The sequence below is a fragment of the Streptomyces sp. NPDC088261 genome, assembly GCF_044740805.1.
Lineage (GTDB): Bacteria > Actinomycetota > Actinomycetes > Streptomycetales > Streptomycetaceae > Streptomyces.
Genome location: NZ_JBIURL010000010.1, coordinates 188,719 through 208,530, shown reverse-complemented (window position 1 = coordinate 208,530; position 19,812 = coordinate 188,719). Strand labels below are relative to the sequence as shown.

The following is a 19,812-nucleotide window of genomic DNA, read 5'->3' as shown; positions in this document are numbered from 1 at the left end:
ACCGCTGAGTGCCGGGCGCGTCCTGTGCGTATGCATGGGCGAGGCGCGCGCGGACATTCGTCCCCGCGGCGGCGGGACAGGGAGAGGCGGGACCGGCGATGGCACACAACTACCGGACAGAGAGCTACGGACGGATCGGCGGCATCGGCACGGGCGGCGGCGGTGACCGGCCGGGCGGCCCGAAGGAGCTGGCGGCGCGGCACGCGCTGCTGCCCCTGAGGCTCTTCCTCGGCATCACGTTCGTCTACGCGGGCATCGACAAGCTCACCACCAGCGGTTTCTTCGCCGCGTCCGGGGCCGGTTCGGTCGGCGAGATGATGCACGGCGTACGGGACAGCGCGGCCATACCGGCACTGGTCGACCTCGCCCTGAAGAGCCCCTCGGGATTCGGCTACGCGATCGCCCTCGGTGAACTCGCCGTGGGCCTGGGCACGCTGTTCGGCCTGTTCGGGCGGGTCGCCGCGCTCGGCGGCGCGTTCATCTCGCTGAGCCTGTGGCTGACCGTCAGCTGGCAGAGCACCCCGTACTACTACGGCAACGACCTCGCCTACCTCATGGCCTGGCTGCCGCTCGTGCTCGCCGGCACGCCCGCCTTCTCGCTGGACGCCGTCCTCGCCGACCGCCGGCGCCGCATGCGGTAGTCGACCAGGGCCACCACCGCGGCGACGAGGAAGCCGCAGAGGAGGACGGGGAAGACGGCGAACCACGGGGTCGGCCAGGCGCCCGCCGCGTCGCCCGCGTAGGCGACGGCCGCGCCGAGCACCGTCACGCCCGCCACCAGCCGTCCCGGCCTCAGCTCATGACGTGGCACGGGTCACCTCCACCTGTCCGAATCCGACATAGACGTCCAGCACGATCCGGCCGGCCGGGTCCGCGCCGGCGCGCGGCGCGAGCGTGCTGGTCTGCTTGTTGCCGAGGGAGATGTCCACGTCGTTCGGTGGCCGCCCCGGCAGCCTGAGGTCCCCGAGCCCCGCCTCGGCCCGTACCACCACCGTCGCCCCGCGCGGGACGACGACCTTCAACTGCCCGGCGCCGACCTCCGCGTGCGTACGGACCGTCCGCCCGGCCGGGACCGCGAGGCCGCCGAGATCGAGCGTGCCGACCCCGGAGCCGAGCTGGTAGCGGGGCTGCACGACGCTGTACGAGGCCGGTGTCCAGGTCTCGCGGCCCCACTCCGTGGTGATGTCCTTGGGGATCGAGGCGGAGGCGGCGAGCAGGCCGCCCGTGACGACCGCGAGGAACAGCGTCCCCAGGCCCGTACGGCCCAGGAACGCGCTCACCGCGAGCCCGGCCCCGAAGACCGCGAGCGCCGCCGACAGGCCGATCTGGAGGCTCGTACCGAGAGGCTGGGTGTCCCACGAGAGGCCCGTGCCGAGGCCGCCCGCGATCAGCGCCAGCAGGAAGACCGCGCCGCCGATGCCGCGCGGGCCCGGGGGGCCGAGGGGGCGGGACGGGGCCGGGGCGTCCTGGCCCGGCCACGGGTTCTCGGCCACGCCCTCCGGGCCCCACAGGTAGTCGCCGCCGACCGGACCCGTGGTGCCGTCCTTCACGATCGGGTCCCGCCACCAGGAGGGACCGCCGGGCGAGGGCGGCGCCTTCGTCTCGGGCGGCGCCTCCGCCACCGCGTGCGCCGTCGCCGGGTCGAGCGGGCCGCCGGCGGGGGTGGCGCCCCGGCGCCGGTGGGACCAGACCGCAGAACCGGCGACCGCGATGGAGAGCATCGCGGCGAAGCCCAGCGTGCCGCCGTTGCCCACCATCGACAGGAACAGCCCGCAGCCGATCAGCGCGAGCAGCACCGCGATGAGGGAGGCGCCGTCGACGCGTCCCGACAGCAGCCTGCGACCCTCGTTCTCCTCCTCGCCCTCCTGCGGGATCAGCAGCCACGCGAAGCCGTAGAAGATCAGACCGATCCCACCGGTCACCGACAGCACCCCGACGACGATCCGGAAGATGACCGGGTCGACGTCGCAGTAGCGGCCGAGGCCGCCGCACACGCCCGCGAACACCTTCTGGCGGGGGCTGCGCGTCAGGTGCGGGCCGGGGGTGGTGGCGGGGGCGGCCGGGGAATCCGTCGCATCCGTGGAGTCCGTGGAGTCCGTGGAGTCCCTGGAGTTGGTGGAATCCGAGATTCCGGGAGACGCCGGGGAGCCCGGAGCGCCCGGCGGGGACTCGGGAGGCGCGGGAGGCGGCTGGGACGGCGGCGGGGTCATAGCTCCATGGTGACCGGGCGCGAGGCGTGCCTCCACCCGCGCCGACCCTGGGCTGTCCCTGATATTCGCCGGCGGTCTCCCCGTCGAGTCCGGCTCGGGTACGGCCTCGCGTACGGCCTCCGGTACGGCCCGGACCGGTCCCCCGGCTCGGGGTCGGCTCAGGGTCCCCTCAGGGACCCGACCCTGATGCCAGGAGCCGCGCCGCCGTGTGACCATCAAAGGCATGCCCGCCGCCCCGCCCCGCTCCGCCCCGCCCTCGTACTCCCGCGCCCCCGCGCCGGAGGACCAGCCGACGCGCAAGCTCTACCGCAGCGCCGACGGCCGCCTCCTCGGCGGGGTGGCCCGCGGGCTCGCCGGGCACATGGGGCTGCCGGTCGTCTGGGTACGGCTCGTCTTCCTCGGCCTCTTCTTCGCCCAGGGACTCGGCGCGCTCCTCTACGCGGTCTTCTGGATCGTCGTCCCGCTCGGCGTCGGCGGTACGGCGACCGAACCGCGCTCGCTCTTCGAGACCAGCCCCGACGGCCGGCGGCGGCTGCGCAAGCCCGACAAGGGGCAGGTCTTCGCGCTGATCGCGCTGGTCATAGGCGCCGGAGTGTTCATCGGCAACGTCAACCTGGGCCGCAACCACGCCGACCGCTACATCTGGCCCACCCTGCTGATCGGCGCGGGCGTCGTCCTGGTCTGGCGCCAGGCCGACAACGCGCGCCGGGCGCGCTGGACCGAGGTCGGCCGCCGCCGCAGACTCCTGCAACTGGCGCGCGGGTTCGCGGGCGTGGCCCTGGTCGGTCTCGGGCTGGCCGTCTTCATGGTGGTCAGGGGCGCGGCGGCCCAGCTCGGCAACGTCCTGACCGGCGCCATCGCCGTCGTGGCCGGGGTCGCGCTGCTCCTGGGGCCCTGGCTCGTCCGGATGACCCAGGACCTGTCCGAGGAACGGCTGATGAGGATCCGCGCCCAGGAGCGCGCCGAGGTCGCCGCACACGTCCACGACTCCGTCCTGCACACCCTCACGCTGATCCAGCGCAACGCGGACGAGCCCGGCGAGGTCCGCAGACTCGCCCGCGCCCAGGAACGCGAGCTGCGCGCCTGGCTCTACAACCCGGAGGGCACGGGCAAGGAGGAGGCGGACGAACCGGCCACCCTCGCCGACGCGGTGAAGCGGACGGCGGCGGAGGTGGAGGACTACCACGGGGTCCCGATCGAGGTGGTCGTCGTCGGCGACTGCCCGCTGGACGACCGGCTGGCCGCCCAGATGCAGGCCGCGCGCGAGGCCATGGTCAACGCCGCCAAGTACGGCGGCGACGGCGGGCCGGTGCAGGTCTTCGCGGAGGTGGACGGGCGGACGGTCTTCCTCTCCGTACGGGACCGGGGGCCCGGGTTCGACCTGGACGCGGTGCCGGACGACCGGATGGGGGTGCGGGAGTCGATCATCGGGCGGATGCAGCGGCACGGGGGGACGGCGCGGCTGCGGGCGGTGCCGGACGGGGGCACGGAGGTCGAGCTGGAGATGGAGCGGGCGGATTGAGGGCGGTGCGGGAGGCGGAACGTACCGTACGGGTGAGGACACGAAGCAGGGCGACGGCGAGGGGACAGGGACGATGAGCAGCGAAGGCGTACAGGCCGAAGGCACCGCGGGTCCGGCGGGAGGTCCGGCGGAGGGCGGCGTCGGGCGGCACGCGCGCGTGGTGCTCGTCGACGACCACCGGATGTTCCGTACCGGAGTGCAGGCCGAGATCGGCCGTACCGAACAGACCGGCGTCGAGGTGGTCGGCGAGGCGGCCGACGTCGACCAGGCGGTCAGCGTCATCACGGCGACCCGCCCCGAGGTCGTCCTGCTCGACGTCCACCTGCCGGGCGGCGGCGGCGTCGAGGTGCTGCGCCGCTGTGCACCGCTGATGGCGGCGGCGGAGAGTCCGGTGCGGTTCCTGGCGCTGTCGGTGTCGGACGCGGCGGAGGACGTCATCGGGGTGATCAGGGGCGGCGCGCGCGGCTACGTCACGAAGACGATCACCGGCGCCGACCTGGTCGACTCGATCTTCCGGGTGCAGGACGGGGACGCGGTCTTCTCGCCCCGGCTGGCCGGGTTCGTCCTGGACGCGTTCGCGTCCTCGGACGCGCCGCCGGTGGACGAGGACATGGACCGGCTGACGCAGCGGGAGCGGGAGGTGCTGCGGCTGATCGCGCGGGGGTACGCGTACAAGGAGATCGCGAAGCAGCTCTTCATCTCGGTGAAGACGGTCGAGTCGCACGTCTCGGCGGTCCTGCGCAAGCTCCAGCTGTCGAACCGGCACGAGCTGACGCGGTGGGCGACGGCGCGCCGGCTGGTCTGAGGACCGGCGCGTCTTTTGGGATCAGTCCGGATCAGTCCGAGCACTGCCACTGGGTGACGTACGCCTGCCCCTCGGCGTCCAGCAGGACCCCCCGGATGCATTCGCCGGGCTCCGTGTCGAGGTGGCCGCTCAGGGCGGCGACCCCGTCGCGCGTGCGCCGCGTACCGAACCAGTCCGCGAACGCCGTCACGCGGTGGTCCTTGCGCTGGTAGCCGAGGCGTACGGCGAGGTCGGGCCCGCCGCCGTGCCGCACGTACCGGGTGGTGAACCCGCCCTCGCCGCCGATCGGCCCCTCGATGCACAGGCGGCCCCCCGAAAGCTCGCCGCAGCCCCGGGGGGTGACGCCGACGGGCGCGAGGACGAAGAGCGCCCCGGCGCCGAGGACGGCGGCCCGCGCGGCGGCTCTCCTTCCCCGGCGTGTCACACGTATCACGGCTTCCCCTTCACGGACTCGCGGACCCACGGGCTCGTGGGCTCACGGCTAACGGCCCAGAGCCCTGTGGGCGTCCGCGCTCATCGTGACCCGGGGGCGGGGGAGCGGCATCCCGGCGGGGGCCAGTCCGGCGACGGCGGGGCGTCCGGGTGTGCTGCGGGCGTGCCGGCGGATGTGCTGAGGGGCTGGCGGGCCGCGCTACACGGGGCGGGTGGCGCCCGCGAACGGCATCTGGTCGATCGGGGCGATCCGGACGTTCGTACCGGTCCGCGGGGCGTGGATCATTTTCCCGTCGCCGACGTAGATCCCGACGTGACTGATGCCCGAGTAGAAGAACACCAGGTCACCGGGGGCGAGCTGGGAGCGGGGGACACGCTGTCCCGCGTTGATCTGGGTGTACGTGGTCCGGGGGAGGGAGACGCCGGCCGCGGCCCAGGCGGCCCGGGTGAGCCCGGAGCAGTCGAAGGAGCCGGGGCCGGTCGCGCCCCAGACGTACGGCTTGCCGATCGCCGCGTACGCGAAGGCGACGGCCGCGGCGGCGCGGCTGCTGGGCGCCTTCGTGGCGGGGCGGGAGGCGGAGCGGTCGGCGCGGGCGGGGGCGCCGTCCGTCCGCGCGGCGCCGTACGACGCCTGCCGGCCCTGGTCGCCCGCCGCCTCCTGCTCGGCGTACCGGGCGCGTTCCTGGGCGGTGAGCGTGTCCAGGAGGTCTTCGGCGGCCGTGAGGCGCTTCTGGACGGTGGCCTTCTGCGCGGCGACCTCGTTCTGACGGGCCTTGAGGTCCACGAGGCGGTCGTCGGCGCGGGTCCGTAACTCGGCGATCGCCGCCAGTTCCTTGCGGATCCGCGTGACCGTCGAGGCCTGGTGCGCGGCGGTCCGTTCGGCGAGGGCGGCGGCCTGGAGGAACGTGTCCGGGTCCGAGCTGAGCGCGAGCTGCACGGTGGGGGTGAGGCCTCCGGCCCGGTACTGGGCGGTGGCGATCGAACCGAGCGCCGCGCGCGAGGTGTTGAGCCGCTCGGTCCGCCGGGTGGCCTCGTCGCGCAGCGCGTCCAGCGCGTCGCGGGCGTCGTCGGCCTTCTCCTTCGCCCCGTTGTACTTCTCGGTGGCGGCCTCGGCCTGCTCGTAGAGCCTGTCGACCTTCGACTTGACCTGGGCCACCGTCAGGCGCGGTTCCGCGTGCGCGGATCCGGCCGCGGCCCCGGCCGTCGCCGTCGCGGCGCCCGCCAGGGCGAGGCTCGCGGCGGTACGGCCGGCGGGGCCGGTGAGCGGGCGCTGTTTGTGTTTCCGGTGCGCTGCCACGAGGGCGTCCACTTCCTTACTGGTCCAACATCGCACGTTTGGGGCCGTGCGGGCCGGGTGGCGGGGGTGGGCCACCTGGAGAAGGACGCTAGGTGAAGGTAACGGCGCGGTGTCGGCATGGCGGGAATTGACAGCAGGTGAGGGTTCCGGGGCGTTTTGCGACCGTACGATCGGCTGCGCGCGCCCGTCTTCCGATCAGGACCGGCCGGATCACCGGATCACCGGATCAGCAGATCGACGGGACGGTCCGGCGTCGCGGTTGCCCCTGCGTCAGGGTCGAGCCGGCCCCGGCGGCGGGACGCCGGGGTCGGCTTCGTCAGGCGGGGCGGACGCTGCCGTGGATGGGGAGGTAGTAGATCGATTCCTCGCGGACGTTCGCGCCCGGTTCGGGGGCGTGGATCATCATGCCCTCGCCGGTGTAGATCCCGACGTGGCTGATGTCGTCGTAGAAGAAGACCAGGTCGCCGGGGAGCAGGTCCTGGGTGGTGATGTTCGTGCCCGCGCCCACCTGCTCCCAGGTGGTACGGGGCAGGTCCACGCCCGCGACCCGCCAGGCGGTCTGGGTCAGACCGGTGCTGTCGTACGAGCTGGGGCCGGTGGCGCCGGACACGTACGGCTTCCCGATCTGTGCGCGCGCGAACGCCAGGACCTTCGCGGCCTTGGTGGCGTACGTGCTGTCGGGGGCGGTGACGGTGGCGGGGCCGGGCTGTGCGGGGACGGCCGGCAGGAGGGGGGCGAGGGGCTGCTGGAGAGGGGTCCGTGGCGGGAGCTGGGCGTCCAGGAGCTGCGCCTGGGCCTGCTGGGCGCGTGCCTGCTCCTGGGCTTCCTGGGCCTCCGCGCGGGCCTGTGCGTCCAGTTGGGCCTGGACCTGGGCCTGTGCGTCCAGTTGGGCCTGGACCTGGGCCTGTGCCGCGCGTGCCTGCGCCTCGGCTTCCGCCTGGGCCTGGGCCTGTTGGGCCTGTGCCTCCAACTGCTGGGCCAGCTGCGCCTGTGCCTGCTGTTCCTCCAGGAGGCGGGCCGCCTCCTCCTGGGCCCGTACGTCCGCCAGGTGCCGCGCCTCTTCGTCCCGCGCGCGTTCCAGCGCGGCCAGCCGGGCCGTCTCCTCCTGGACCAGCCGCGACAGCAGCGTCCGGGCGGTGACCAGCTTCTCCTGGACGGTCAGCTTGCTGAGGCGCAGCGCCGCCTGGGGCTCGGCGCCCTGTGCGCGGGCCGGCGTCCGGGCCGGGGCCTGGACCGGGCCCTGGACGGGCGCGGGGGTGGCCGCCTGGACGGGCGCCTGCGTCGGTACGGCCCCGGACGCCCGCGTCGGCTGCTGCGGGACGAGCTGCTGCGGGACCGGGACCGGCGCCGGCTGCGGCGGGACGAGCCGCGTCGGCGCCGGCGGGACCGGTGCGGGGCGGGGGACCTGGGGGCCGCCGGCGTAGATGGTCGCCGCGGCCGGCCGTATCGCGTCCCCCTGGCGGGGCGCCGCGCGGCGCGGCTGCTGACGCGGTGCCGCCTGCGCGGCCCGCGTCTCCCCGGTGGTCCGCGCCGCCGCTTCCCTGGACCGGGCGGACCGATCGGACCGGTCGGACCGGTCCGCCCGGTCGGGCTTCGCCGTCTTCGCGGTCTTCGCCGACTCTTTTGCCTGCGCGTACGGCCGCGTCGTACCGCCCGCCTGCCGGTACAGCGCGTCGACCTTCTTCTGCACGTCCTCCACGGACGGCTGCGACACGGCGGAGGGCGCGGCATCGGCGCTCTGGGCCGAGAGGAGCGTGACGGACGCCAGCGCCGCCGTGGTGAGCCCGACGGCGGGGGAGGTGGAACGGACTCCGCCGGTGCCGCGGGACTTGCGATGCGATGCCAAGATCGGCATTCCTTCCGGTGGACCGCAGGGGGACATGCGGAGTGCCTGGTCAAACACGCTAGCCAAAGTGTGGCGCTCATGTGAAGGACGATGGCCGATATGCCCGATACATTTTCGTGACCTTTGCGACGGTGACGGCATGAACGGTGTCCGGGTCGCTTCCGGGAAGTGTACGGTTACTTTCGGTGACTGTTCGACGGTGGCTGTTCGACCACCGGGCGCGGCCGGGTTCCCGGGGTGGACGCGCGGTGTCAGTGGGGCGCTCTAGACTCGAAGAGCGATGAGCAGCCTCTTTGACGACAGCTTCCTGGCGGACCTCCAGCCCTCCGGGGACGAGCATCCGCCGCCGCCCGAGGACCAGGACCGGCAGCCGCCTGAGCCGATCCCCGACGACCTCTTCGGAGGTGTGTTCGACGTGCCACCGCCCCGCGACCCGTACCACCGCGACGGCGCCCCGCGCACGGTCGTGGACCCGGCCGCGCTGCTCGAAGGGCTCAACGAGGAACAGCGCGCGGCCGTCGTGCACACCGGTTCCCCGCTGCTCATCGTGGCCGGCGCCGGGTCGGGCAAGACCCGCGTCCTGACCCACCGGATCGCGCACCTGCTGGGCACCCGCAGCGTGCACCCCGGCGAGATACTGGCGATCACGTTCACGAACAAGGCCGCGGGCGAGATGAAGGAGCGGGTCGAGCAGCTCGTCGGCCCGCGCGCGCGGGCCATGTGGGTGCTGACCTTCCACAGCGCGTGTGTGCGGATCCTGCGGCGCGAGTCCAAGAAGCTCGGCTTCACGTCGTCCTTCTCGATCTACGACGCCGCCGACTCCAAGCGCCTGATGGCCCTGGTCTGCCGCGATCTGGACCTGGACCCCAAGCGGCACCCCCCGAAGGCGTTCAGCGCCCAGGTCTCGAACCTGAAGAACGAGCTGATCGACGAGGAGACGTACGCCGACCGGGCCGCCGACGGCTTCGAGAAGACGCTCGCCGAGGCGTACCGGATGTACCAGTCGCGCCTGCGCGAGGCCAACGCGCTGGACTTCGACGACATCATCATGACCACCGTCCACCTGCTCCAGGCGTTCCCGGACGTCGCCGAGCACTACCGGCGGCGCTTCCGGCACGTCCTGGTGGACGAGTACCAGGACACGAACCACGCGCAGTACACCCTCGTACGGGAGCTGGTGGGCCCGTCCGGCGAGGGCAACGACCCCGCCGAGCTGTGTGTGGTCGGTGACGCCGACCAGTCCATCTACGCCTTCCGGGGCGCCACGATCCGTAACATCCTCCAGTTCGAGGAGGACTACCCGGACGCGCGGACGATCCTGCTGGAGCAGAACTACCGCTCGACGCAGACGATCCTCAGCGCGGCCAACGCGGTCATCGAGCGCAACGAGAGCCGCCGGCCCAAGAACCTGTGGACCAACGCGGGCGCGGGCGCCCTGATCACCGGCTATGTCGCCGACACCGAGCACGACGAGGCGCAGTTCGTCGCCGAGGAGATCGACCGGCTGACGGACGCCGGCGACACCAAGGCGGGCGACGTCGCGATCTTCTACCGGACGAACGCGCAGTCGCGTGTCTTCGAGGAGATCTTCATCCGGGTCGGCCTGCCGTACAAGGTCGTCGGCGGGGTGCGGTTCTACGAACGCAAGGAGGTCCGCGACGTGCTGGCCTATCTGCGCGTGCTGGCCAACCCCGAGGACACGGTGCCGCTGCGCCGGATCCTGAACGTGCCCAAGCGCGGCATCGGGGACCGCGCGGAGGCGATGATCGACGCGCTCTCGCTGCGGGAGAAGATCAGCTTCCCGCAGGCGCTGCGGCGCGTGGACGAGGCGTACGGCATGGCGGCCCGTTCGTCGAACGCGGTCAAGCGCTTCAACACGCTGATGGAGGAGCTGCGTACGGTCGTGGAGTCGGGCGCCGGACCGGCGACGGTCCTGGAGGCCGTGCTGGAACGGACCGGCTATCTGGCGGAGTTGCAGGCCTCGACCGACCCCCAGGACGAGACCCGGATCGAGAACTTGCAGGAACTGGCCGCGGTCGCCCTGGAGTTCGAACAGGAGCGGGCGCAGGCCGAAGGGGCCGCCGCCGCGGACGGTGCGGCGGCCGGTGGCACGACAGGCGCGGGCGCGGGCGCCGCGCCCGCCGCCGCCACGACCGGCACGCTCGCCGAGTTCCTGGAGCGGGTGGCGCTGGTCGCGGACTCCGACCAGATCCCCGACGAGGACGAGGACGGCTCCGGTGTCATTACGCTGATGACGCTGCACACGGCCAAGGGCCTCGAATTCCCGGTGGTGTTCCTGACGGGCCTGGAGGACGGCGTCTTCCCGCACTCGCGGGCCCTCGGCCAGGTGAAGGAGCTGGAGGAGGAGCGCCGTCTCGCGTACGTGGGCATCACGCGCGCCCGCGAGCGCCTCTACCTGACGCGGTCCGCGATGCGGAGCGCCTGGGGGCAGCCCGCGTACAACCCGCCGTCGCGGTTCCTGGAGGAGATCCCGGGACACCACCTGGAGTGGAAGCGGACGGGCGCGCAGATCCCGGCGGGCCCGACGTCCGGCATCACGTCCTCGCTGTCGTCCGGCGCCGCGCGCTCGCGGTCGGGCGGCGCGTCCGGCTTCGCCACGCGGCGTACGACCGACAAGCCGGTGATCTCCCTGGTGGTGGGGGACCGGGTGACCCACGACCAGTTCGGGCTCGGCACGGTCATGGCGGTCACGGGGACGGGCGCGGACGCGCAGGCGACGGTCGACTTCGGGGACGAGAAGCCCAAGAGGCTGCTGCTGCGGTACGCGCCGGTCGAGAAGCTGTAGCGGGCGGTACGGACAAGAGCCCCGCGCCCGGCCCGGTACGGGGGTCGGGCGCGGGGCTTTCCCGCTGCTGTCCGCCGCGCTGCGGGCGAGGCCGCGTCTACTGCGGGTTGAGGCCGTGGCTCTGGAGCCAGGGCAGCGGGTTGATCGCCGCGCCGCCGCCGGGCCGTACCTCGAAGTGCAGGTGGGGGCCGGTGGAGTTGCCCGAGTTCCCCGAGTAGGCGATGACGTCGCCCGCCTTGACGGTGCCGGAGCGGAACTTCGTACTGCTGAGGTGGCAGTACCACGTCTCCGTACCGTCGGGAGAGGTCACGATGGCCATGTTCCCGTAGGCCGAGTTGTACTGCGTGCGGACGGTGCCGTCCGTCGCGGCCATCACCGGCGTGCCGTACGCGACGGGGAAGTCGATCCCGGTGTGCACGGACATCCAGTTGACGCCGGCCTGGCCGAAGTAGGCGCTCAGTCCGTGCTGCGACACGGGGAGGGCGAACTTGGGGCGCGCCGCTTCCTTGCGCGCCGCCTCCTCCAGGCGTTTCTGCTTCTCCGCCTCCTGCCGGGCCGCGAGGTCGATGCGCTCCTGCGTACGGCTGGCACGGTCGCCGAAGTCGCGGGCGTCGGCGCTCATGGCCGTGACCTGGCTGTCGACCTGGGCGTTGGCGGCGGCGATCTTCTTCGCGGAGCTGACGTCGGCGGCCTGGGTGGAGACCGTGTTGTCCTGCTTCTCCTCGCCGGCGAGGTCACCGACGGAGGCGGCGGCGATGCCCGCGACGCCCATGACGCACACGGAGGGGACGGCGACGGTGAGGAGGGCGGAGCGCTTGGCCGGGGTACGGCGGCGGCCCCGGCTGCCGTTGCCGCCGCTCGCGGAGCGGCCGACCGGGCGGGGGGCGAGGACGATCGCGGGCGCGGTCATGGTCTCTTCCATGTGCACGCTGTGCGCGGCGGGTACGGGCTCCGCGAGCGGATCGCCGTCGTCCGCCGTGCCGTCCGTCGCCTCGTCCTGGAAGCCGTGGTCCGGCAGATCGGTGGGGGCGTCCTGCGTGTCGGGGGCGGGGCTGTACGGCGTGTCGTGGCCGTATGCGGCGTCCGCCTCGTACGCGGTCCCTGGCTGGTAGTGCTCCTCGGGCTGCTGGTACGGCGTCCCGTCCTGGTACGCGGCCTGCTGGTACGGGGCTTCCTGCCCGTTCCACGCGGTGGCGTCGTACGCGCCGGTCTCGTAGACGGGCGCGACCCACTGGGCGGTCGCGTCGTACCCGTAGGGCTGGCCGGCCTGCAAGGCGCTGACGTCGAACTGCGCCGTCGCGGGGTGGCCCTGGGGGTCGTAACCGAAGGCCCCGGCGGTTCCGGCGGCTCCGGCCGCGAAGTGCCCCGACGTGTCGAGCGGGTTCAGGGGGTCCTGCTGCGTGAGCGGATTCGCCTGGTTCCAGGCGTCCGCGTCCCACTGCCCGGTGGTGTCGTACTGCGGCGCCGCGTAGGCGTCGTACGTGACCGTGCCGACTCCGGCCGTACCGACCGCTTGGTGCGCACCCGAGTCCCACGGGGTGCTGCCGTACTCGCCGGTGGCCTGGGGGGTTTCGTAACCGCCCGGCAGGTTGCCGAAGAGAGGGTCGGTCTGGAAGCTGCCGTTCTGGTACCCGTCGTGCGTGGTGTACCCGGCGTTGGTGTGCTGGTCGTTCACCAACTTCTCTCTCGCCTCGGCAGCAGAACCTTCCGGGGGCCGGCCCTGATGGCGGGTGGGACCCCGGAGCAAAGCAATGGCCGCGACTGTACCCGGCGCTGTGCGACGCCGACAATCTTCGGCAAGTTTTAGGTTTCGCGGAAACGGGCATTCGGCCGTGTTTCGGGGGAGGGCGGGCACAGCTTTGGCCCTACGTTCGAGGGGTGTTCGAGAAAAATGGGGGAGGCGACGGCCTCCGCCCGGGCCGCTCACCCGCTAGGCGACGGACGAGTCGCCCTCCTGGCCCCCGGCGGCCCGGGTGCTCGCGGATCCCGGTGCGAACTCCTCGCGCTCCAGGGCGTGTCGGATGCCGGACACGACCGCCGGGTGGACGGGCAGGGCGAGATGGCCGACGCCGGTGACGCGGACGTTCCGGCTGAGGAGGTCGGGATGCGCGACGCGGGCCGCGCCGATCGGTGTCATCAGCTGGTCGAGGTCGCTCCAGAAGCTGACGAACCGGGTACGGCAGCCGGGGGCCGGCCCCCGCAGCTCCTCGATGAGGGGCGAGCCGGGCCGCATCTGCCGTACGACGGGGTGGGCGCTCATGAGGGGCGCCACGGCCGTGCCCTCGTGCGGGGTGCCCAGCGTGACCAACGTCCGTATCCGTGTGTCGCCGCCCAAACACTGCACGTAGTAGCGGGCGATCAGACCGCCGAGGCTGTGCCCGATGACGTCGACCTGGGCGTGTCCCGTACGGGCGCAGATCTCCTCGACGTGGCGGCCGAGCAGCTCGGCGGCGGCCCGGACGTCGCAGGTCAGGGGCGAGTAGTTGAGCGAGACGAGGTGGCGCCAGCCGTGCCGGGAGAGGGAGCGGCGCAGGAGGAGGAAGACCGAGCGGTTGTCGATGAAGCCGTGCAGCATCACGACGGGGGGCCGCACGCGGCCCTCGGTGGGGAGCTGGGTGGTTCCGGGTGTCAGGTCGGGGGCGCGGTGCTCCTGGGCGATTCCGGTCGGGTAGAGGATCAGATGGCCGGTGAGGATCGCGAGGTCGAGGGTGAGGGCGCGCAGCACGGGGTGGAAGGGGATCTGCGGCAGTGACCGGAGCGGCCCCAGCGGCCCGAGCGGCACGGAGAAAGGCAACACCCTCATCGGCAGACCTCCCGGACGATGCGCGGGGCCCCACGTGTGATTTCCCCCTCGCGGGCCTTCGCGAAACAGCGGGGTGCGGGATGCTGGGGATAACGTTCGTTCACTACTCCGGGCCTTGGCGGGCGCGGGGACCCGTGGCGATGACGGCACAGTCGGTTGTGGAGGCAGTGATGGGTGTGACCGGTCCGATCCGCGTGGTGGTGGCCAAGCCGGGTCTCGACGGGCACGATCGCGGGGCCAAGGTGATCGCGCGTGCGCTGCGTGACGCCGGGATGGAGGTCATCTACACCGGTCTCCACCAGACCCCCGAACAGATCGTGGACACGGCGATCCAGGAGGACGCCGACGCGATCGGCCTGTCCATCCTCTCGGGCGCCCACAACACGCTCTTCGCGAAGGTCATCGACCTGCTCGGGGAGCGGGACGCGCTGGACATCAAGGTCTTCGGCGGCGGCATCATCCCGGAGGCGGACATCGCCCCCCTGAAGGAGAAGGGCGTGGCGGAGATCTTCACCCCGGGCGCGACGACCACGGCGATCGTGGCCTGGGTCAACGCGAACGTCCGCCAGCCGACAGAAGCGTGACGCCCTGCCGGGCGGCGGCACGGGTGCGGCCGACGCGAAAGCCTGATGCCGACGCGACGACACGGGCCGCTGACGGGTGGGCGGCTGCCCGGGGGGCGTGGCCCAAGTCCCGGGGCCCGGGGCCCGGGGCCCGAGTCACGTGGCCCGTGGCGCGCGGCACAGGGCCGGGGCGCGTGGGCCGTGGCCCGTGGACCAGAGCCGGGGCGGGGCCCAAGGCCCCAGTGGGCGGATGCCGGTGGCGGTGATCGTGGCCCGGTCCCGTGGTGCTGAACGCTGGCGCGGTAGCCGGGAGGCCGGCTGAGCGAGGGGCGAGTGCTCGTCGTCGCCCTGCCCAGAGGCCTGCGGCCGGCGCGATCGGTGGTCCGGAGGCCGCACGCGGTCCCGGGGACGGTGGCCCGGTGCGGAGGGACGGGTGCCGGTCACGCTGGTTCCGGGGACCCGTGAGCGGGTGCCGGGTGCCGGGGGGTGAGTGGGCGCTGGGGGAGGCTCGGTGTCAGGCCGCCGGCCCGGCAGTCGGTGGTCGGTGGTACCCGGCGTGGCGGTCGGTGGCGATGGTACGGGCCCGATGGTTCGGCTGCGGCCCGCAGGACGGTGAGCCCACCAGCCCCATCGGGCTTCCGGGCCTTCCTGCGCCGGACATCGCGACCGGCATCCGCGCACCGGTCGTCGCCCAACGGGCCAAGGGACACAGTGATCGGCATCCGCCCACCAGGCCCCGGGCCGCGAGACTCGGTTCAGTCGGCCGCCCGCCAGTGGCCAACTGGCCGGCGGCCGCTCGCCACCTTGGCCAGTACAACCCCGCGTCTACGCAGCGGCCAACTGGCCTGCGGCCGTTCGCCACGGGGCCTCCGGGCCAGTACAACCCCGCGTCTACGCAAGGGCCGACTGGCCTGCGGGTTGCTCGCCGCCGGGCCACAGGGCCAGCAGGCCACCGGGTCGGTACAACCGCCCCCACGGCCGCGCCCGTACGACCGGCCATCAAGGCCCAACCGCCGGGCGGACGAATGGCCGGAGGCCGCACGCCGTCCCGGGGACGGTGGTCCGGTGTGGAGGGGGGGGTGGTGGTCGCGGCTGGTTCCGTGAACCGTGAGGGGGGTGCCGGGGGCGTTGGGGGCTCGGCGTCAGGTCGCCGGGCCGGTCGTCGCGGTATCTGGGGGTGTGGGCTGGGTGGGCGCCAGCTCCGTTTGTATCGTGGCGCGTAGGCGCAGCGTCGAGACCAGGCGTTGGAACGCCTCGGACCAGTAGCCCCCGGCACCCGGAGACGCGGACTCCGTTTCGTCCGGGGTGGCCGTGAGCAGTTCCAGGCGGCTTGCCTCGGCCGGGTCCAGGCAGCGCTCGGCCAGGCCCATGACCCCGCTGAAACTCCACGGGTAGCTTCCCGCCTCCCGGGCTATGTCCAGCGCGTCGACCACCGCGCGGCCGAGCGGATCCGCCCAGGGCACCGCGCAGACGCCCAACAGCTGGAACGCCTCCGACAGACCGTGCGCGGCGATGAACGCCGCGACCCACTCCGCCCGCTCCCCGGGCTCCAGCGCGGCCAGCAGCTTGGCGCGCTCCGCGAAGGACGACGTACCGGGACCGGTCGCCGGCGGGGCGGACGGCGGGCCGAGGAGCACCCGGGACCAGTGGGCGTCCCGCTGGCGGACGGCGGCCCGGCACCAGGCCGCGTGCAGTTCGTCCCGCCAGCCGTCCTGCACGGCGAGCGTGACGATCTCCTCCGGCGGCCGGCCCCCCAGCCGCTCCGGCCAGACGGCGAGCGGGGCCGCCTCCACCAACTGGCCCAGCCACCAGGACCGTTCACCCCGGCCGGCCGGGGGCACGGCCACCACGCCGTCCCGCTGCATGTCCGCGTCGCATTCGTGCGGCGCCTCGACGGCGATCGTCGGCCCGTCCCCCGTACGGTCCAGGCTCACGCAGGTCGCCGCCCGCGCCGCCATCCGGCCGGCGAGCGCGGAGTGCGGCAGGGCGGACAGCAGTTCGGCGGCGGTGGCGCGGACGTTGCGGCTGCGGTCCGAGAGCGCCTGCTCCAGGAACGGCTCGTCCACCCCCGACAACCCCGTACGCAGCGAGTCGAGGAACATCAGCCGGTCCTCGGCCCGTTCCGTCGACCACGTCGAGGCAAGCAACTCCAGCGCCGCGTCGGGCCCCGCCGCCCGTACGGCTCCGAGAAGGGTGACGCGCTCCACGAACAGGCCCTCCTGCCAGAGCGCCCGGACGGCGTCCGCGTCGTGCACGTCCGGCAGCGCCGAGCCGCCGGGCGCGCCCCGCAGGGCGAACTTCCAGTCCGGATTGAGCCGCGCCAGCCAGAGCCCGCGCGGCCCGGCGAACTTCAGGGCGCCGGGCCGCAGATCGGTACGGGCCCTTGCCGCGTCGAGCAGCGCGGGCAGTACGGAGGCGGGCGCCCGGTAGTCGTACGTGCCCGCCGTGGCCAGCCATTGCGGCAGCAGCTCGGTGAGGTCCGGTGCCGTACCGCGCCGGCCTCCCGCGCCGGCGGGCGCCGCCCGGTCGGCGAGCAGCTGGACCAGCCGCTGCCGCGCCGGCTCCGGCAACGGCCTGCGGGTGTCACGGGGCGCCGGCTCGGGACGCGCCGCCGCCCGCGCGGGAAGCAGCCCCGCCCGACGGCGGACGGTGTGGAAGGCGGCGGCGTCCAGCAGCGCGGTGGACGCGTCCTTGCCGGGGGCCAGGACCCCGGCGGGCGGGGTGCGGCGGTCCGTACCGAGCAGCGCCGACACGACAAGCTCCTCCCACGGCGCGCCCTGCGCCTCCGGGCCGCCCGAAGCCGCCCCACGGGGAGCGGTCTCCTCCGCACGGCCCGAGGTCGCGCTGTACGTACGGTCCGAGGTTGCTGCGGTGTCGGTCATCGGGTCCTCCATCGGGTCCTCCGAACGGGCTTGGCAAGAAGGGACGGTGGCGGATGGGGCGGTCTGAGCGGGTGGGCCGGGATCGGCCGGGCGAGGTACGGCGGGAGCCGCGGAGCGGGGGCGGGGCGGGGCGCCCGTACGGCAGCGCATGGTGGTGCGGGACGCGAGGAGTCCTCGCGCCGCAGTACGTGCCGGTCCGCCGGCGCCACCGGGGTCGCGTCCCACGCCATGCTCTGCCGAGGGACGGAAGGACCGGCGGCCCGGCGGCCCGGCACACTGCGCCACGGTTTCCGGCGGTACGGGTGGCTCCACAGCCCCGCCACGGCCTCCCGCGCGGCCGACGGGATGCCGCGGCGGAGCCGGACGCGGGGGCGACGGCGAGGACGTCCACGGCGGCCGCCGTCAGCGCCGTGGCGCTGTGCGTTCAGGTGTCCGACGCGGGCAGCGCTGCCGGACGCCGTCACGTTCCCCCGCGCGGCCACACATACCGCCGCCCCGCCCTGCCCGGCGGCTCCGTCCCGCGCCGCTCACGTCAGCGTCACCGTCCCCGTCGCCTCCGGCGACCACGCCGCGCCGTGGCGCTGTGCGCTCAGGTGTCCGACGCGGGCAGCGCTGCCGGACGCATTCACGTTCCCCCGCGCGGCCACACGTACCCGCGCCCCGCCCTGCCCGGCGGTCCCGTCCCGCGCCGCTCACGTCAGCGTCACCGTCCCCGTCGCCTCCGGCGACCACGCCGCCAAGGGGTGGAATCCCCGGTGCCCGCACTCGCCGAAGACCGTGACAGGGCCGCCCCCGGAGACCGCGGCCAGCTTCCACAGGGCCGGCCGGGAGAGGACCGGCGCCGCCAGGGGCAGCGCCCCTTCGCCGTTCGCGTCGGCCACCTGCCAGCCGCCGCCCGGGTCCGGCACCGGTATGATGTCGGTCAGCGTCACCGGCCAGGAGTCCAGCCAGGGATCGTCCCGCAGCGCGGAGCCGTACGCCGCCAGCGCGTCCGACGTGGACCCGCCGGGCGGCGGCCCGTCCACCGGCGACGGCGCGCCGAACTGCTCGCGCCAGTCGGCGCGCAACTGCCCCGCGCCCCCGTGCGGCGTGACCTCCGCGTCGAGCATCGCGCCCACCGGCAGGGACAGCTGCGGGGACCTGCCCGCCGCCCCGAAGGACAGGACCAGCGCCCAGCGGCCCGACCCCCGCCCGTGGAGCCAGACCCGGCGGGTGACGACCTTGCCGTCCGAGGTGTCGTACTGCGCCAGGACCAGCCAGTGGTCCCGCACCGCCGCGCCGGACGACGGCGACGGCAGACCGATCCGGGTGCGGACCGTCGTCGCCAGCGGCTCCGGCACCCGGTCGAGCCCCAGCCAGCCCGCGTTCAGCAGGTGCAGCAGCGACGACTCCTCCAGCAGCCGCGCCGGCCAGCCCGGACCCGAGCCCGGGATCGCGCCCAACTCCCGCACCCGGCCCGCCAGACCGGGCGCCTGCGCGTCGACCATCCGGGCCGCCGTCTCCTCCCACAGTCCGTACCCCGCCTGCTCCGCCGGGGCGAGACCGCCCCGCAGCAGATCCGCCAGCCGCCGCTCCAACTCCACCGCCCCCGCCGTGATCCGCCCCGCCCGGCGCTCCGCCCTGCGCCGCGCCGCCTCCGGATCGGCGGCCCGCCCCGCCCCGCCCCCGGCAGGGCCCCCCTCGCCGCCGCTCCGCTTCCCCCGCGCGTCGAGCCACTCCCGCGCCCAGTCCGGCGCCTCGGCCTCCCCCACGGCCGTCTCGTCCGCCGCCCGGAGCAGCAGCAGCCCGAGCGCGTGCTTGCAGGGGAACTTCCGGCTCGGGCAGGTGCACTTGTACGCGGGACCCGTGGTGTCCACCACCGTCCGGTACGGCTTGCTCCCGCTGCCCTTGCACAGGCCCCACACCGCCCCCGCGGCGCTGCTCCCCGCCGCCGACCACGGCCCGGCCGTGCCCAGCTTGTTGCCCGCCTTGCGTGATGAGTCGTCAGGAGCCAGAGCCAGCACCTGTTCCGTCGTCCAGCGCACCCCCGCTTTATTCATGTGTACGACGGTAGAACCCCCCACTGACAATCCGTCTGACCTGCGGATTCGCCAGCCGGGAACCCACCGCGCTTTGCTTTCTCTTTGCTATCGTGGGTACTCCGCACGACCCATGCCCACCAGGGGGACCCTTCATGAACCGCACCGTCAGAGCCGTTGTCACCACCGCCGCGGTCACCGGCCTCGCGTTCGGTCTCGGCGCCTGTTCCGAGGCCGCGGACCGGGTGGACAAGGCCGTCACCGACGAGGTCGACAAGGCCGTCAACGAGGAGTACGAGGTCACGTACGAAGTGACCGGCACGAACGTCGACTCGATCGACTACCACGCCAGCGGCGGCAAGGCGACCGACCCCAAGATCGAGACGGTCGAGAAGCCCACCCTGCCGTGGAAGAAGACGGTCACGCTCAGGGGCATCACGCCGCCCGGCGTCATCCCGAGCGCGCTGGACGCGTCCGGCGCCGAGGTGAAGTGCACGATCACCTACAAGGGCAAGGTCATCAAGGAGGCCGAGGGTGCGGGCCCCGTCGCGGCGGGCGGCTGCATCGCGATCTCGCCGATCGTGCAGTGACCGTGCGGTAGGCGGTCGCTACCCCTCTGACCAGCGAC

The 19,812-nt window shown here is 73.8% G+C and carries 15 protein-coding genes; 6 read left to right on the top strand and 9 right to left on the bottom strand.

What is annotated here, in order from left to right; translation table 11 throughout:
- The first annotated feature begins 98 nt into the window (after positions 1-98).
- Positions 99-641, top strand: a complete 543-nt coding sequence (locus ACIODU_RS21015; RefSeq protein ID WP_401769412.1) for a DoxX family protein — start codon at positions 99-101, stop codon at positions 639-641.
- Here ACIODU_RS21015 and ACIODU_RS21010 read toward each other — a convergent pair.
- Both ACIODU_RS21010 and ACIODU_RS21005 read right to left on the bottom strand, forming a co-directional pair.
- Positions 548-811, bottom strand: coding sequence for a hypothetical protein (locus tag ACIODU_RS21010; protein WP_356424074.1), 264 nt, complete (start codon positions 809-811; stop codon positions 548-550). The two genes, ACIODU_RS21015 and ACIODU_RS21010, sit on opposite strands and share 94 nt — an antisense overlap.
- Positions 798-2,210: a PspC domain-containing protein gene (locus ACIODU_RS21005; RefSeq protein ID WP_401769409.1), complete on the bottom strand. Its 1,413-nt coding sequence runs from the start codon at positions 2,208-2,210 to the stop codon at positions 798-800. The genes ACIODU_RS21010 and ACIODU_RS21005 overlap by 14 nt, the downstream gene beginning before the upstream one ends.
- A 223-nt stretch (positions 2,211-2,433) precedes the next feature.
- Here ACIODU_RS21005 and ACIODU_RS21000 point away from each other — a divergent pair, with 223 nt between their 5' ends.
- Positions 2,434-3,732 (top strand): PspC domain-containing protein, encoded by a 1,299-nt coding sequence (locus ACIODU_RS21000; RefSeq protein ID WP_356424242.1) that lies wholly within the window; start codon positions 2,434-2,436, stop codon positions 3,730-3,732.
- Between the two features lie 73 nt (positions 3,733-3,805).
- Entirely contained in the window at positions 3,806-4,537 is a 732-nt protein-coding gene (locus ACIODU_RS20995; protein WP_401769407.1) for a LuxR C-terminal-related transcriptional regulator, read from the top strand.
- A gap of 31 nt (positions 4,538-4,568) precedes the next feature.
- Here ACIODU_RS20995 and ACIODU_RS20990 read toward each other — a convergent pair whose 3' ends face one another.
- From ACIODU_RS20990 to ACIODU_RS20980, 3 genes are all read right to left on the bottom strand, one after another.
- Entirely contained in the window at positions 4,569-4,970 is a 402-nt protein-coding gene (locus tag ACIODU_RS20990; RefSeq protein ID WP_356424067.1) for a hypothetical protein, read from the bottom strand.
- A 198-nt stretch (positions 4,971-5,168) separates the two neighbouring features.
- Entirely contained in the window at positions 5,169-6,266 is a 1,098-nt protein-coding gene (locus ACIODU_RS20985) for an NlpC/P60 family protein (protein WP_401769405.1), read from the bottom strand.
- Positions 6,267-6,582: 316 nt separating this feature from the next.
- Entirely contained in the window at positions 6,583-8,121 is a 1,539-nt protein-coding gene (locus tag ACIODU_RS20980; protein WP_401769403.1) for an NlpC/P60 family protein, read from the bottom strand.
- A 271-nt stretch (positions 8,122-8,392) separates the two neighbouring features.
- On the opposite strand from ACIODU_RS20980, the gene ACIODU_RS20975 reads away from it, so the two are divergent.
- Positions 8,393-10,918 (top strand): ATP-dependent DNA helicase, encoded by a 2,526-nt coding sequence (locus tag ACIODU_RS20975; RefSeq protein ID WP_401769401.1) that lies wholly within the window; start codon positions 8,393-8,395, stop codon positions 10,916-10,918.
- Positions 10,919-11,015: 97 nt separating this feature from the next.
- Here the strand turns inward: ACIODU_RS20975 and ACIODU_RS20970 are convergent, their stop codons facing one another.
- On the bottom strand, positions 11,016-12,593 hold the full coding sequence (locus ACIODU_RS20970; RefSeq protein ID WP_401769399.1) for a M23 family metallopeptidase: 1,578 nt from the start codon (positions 12,591-12,593) through the stop codon (positions 11,016-11,018).
- A gap of 255 nt (positions 12,594-12,848) precedes the next feature.
- Entirely contained in the window at positions 12,849-13,721 is an 873-nt protein-coding gene (locus ACIODU_RS20965; RefSeq protein WP_401769397.1) for an esterase/lipase family protein, read from the bottom strand.
- 170 nt (positions 13,722-13,891) lie between these two features.
- Between ACIODU_RS20965 and ACIODU_RS20960 the strand changes: the two genes are divergently transcribed.
- Entirely contained in the window at positions 13,892-14,305 is a 414-nt protein-coding gene (locus tag ACIODU_RS20960) for a cobalamin B12-binding domain-containing protein (protein ID WP_401769395.1), read from the top strand.
- Between the two features lie 1,121 nt (positions 14,306-15,426).
- Here the strand turns inward: ACIODU_RS20960 and ACIODU_RS20955 are convergent.
- Positions 15,427-17,166: a DUF5691 domain-containing protein gene (locus tag ACIODU_RS20955; RefSeq protein ID WP_401769393.1), complete on the bottom strand. Its 1,740-nt coding sequence runs from the start codon at positions 17,164-17,166 to the stop codon at positions 15,427-15,429.
- 692 nt (positions 17,167-17,858) lie between these two features.
- On the bottom strand, positions 17,859-19,205 hold the full coding sequence (locus tag ACIODU_RS20950) for an SWIM zinc finger family protein (protein WP_401769391.1): 1,347 nt from the start codon (positions 19,203-19,205) through the stop codon (positions 17,859-17,861).
- Positions 19,206-19,339: 134 nt separating this feature from the next.
- On the opposite strand from ACIODU_RS20950, the gene ACIODU_RS20945 reads away from it, so the two are divergent.
- On the top strand, positions 19,340-19,774 hold the full coding sequence (locus ACIODU_RS20945; protein WP_356424042.1) for a hypothetical protein: 435 nt from the start codon (positions 19,340-19,342) through the stop codon (positions 19,772-19,774).
- The last annotated feature ends 38 nt before the right edge of the window (positions 19,775-19,812 follow it).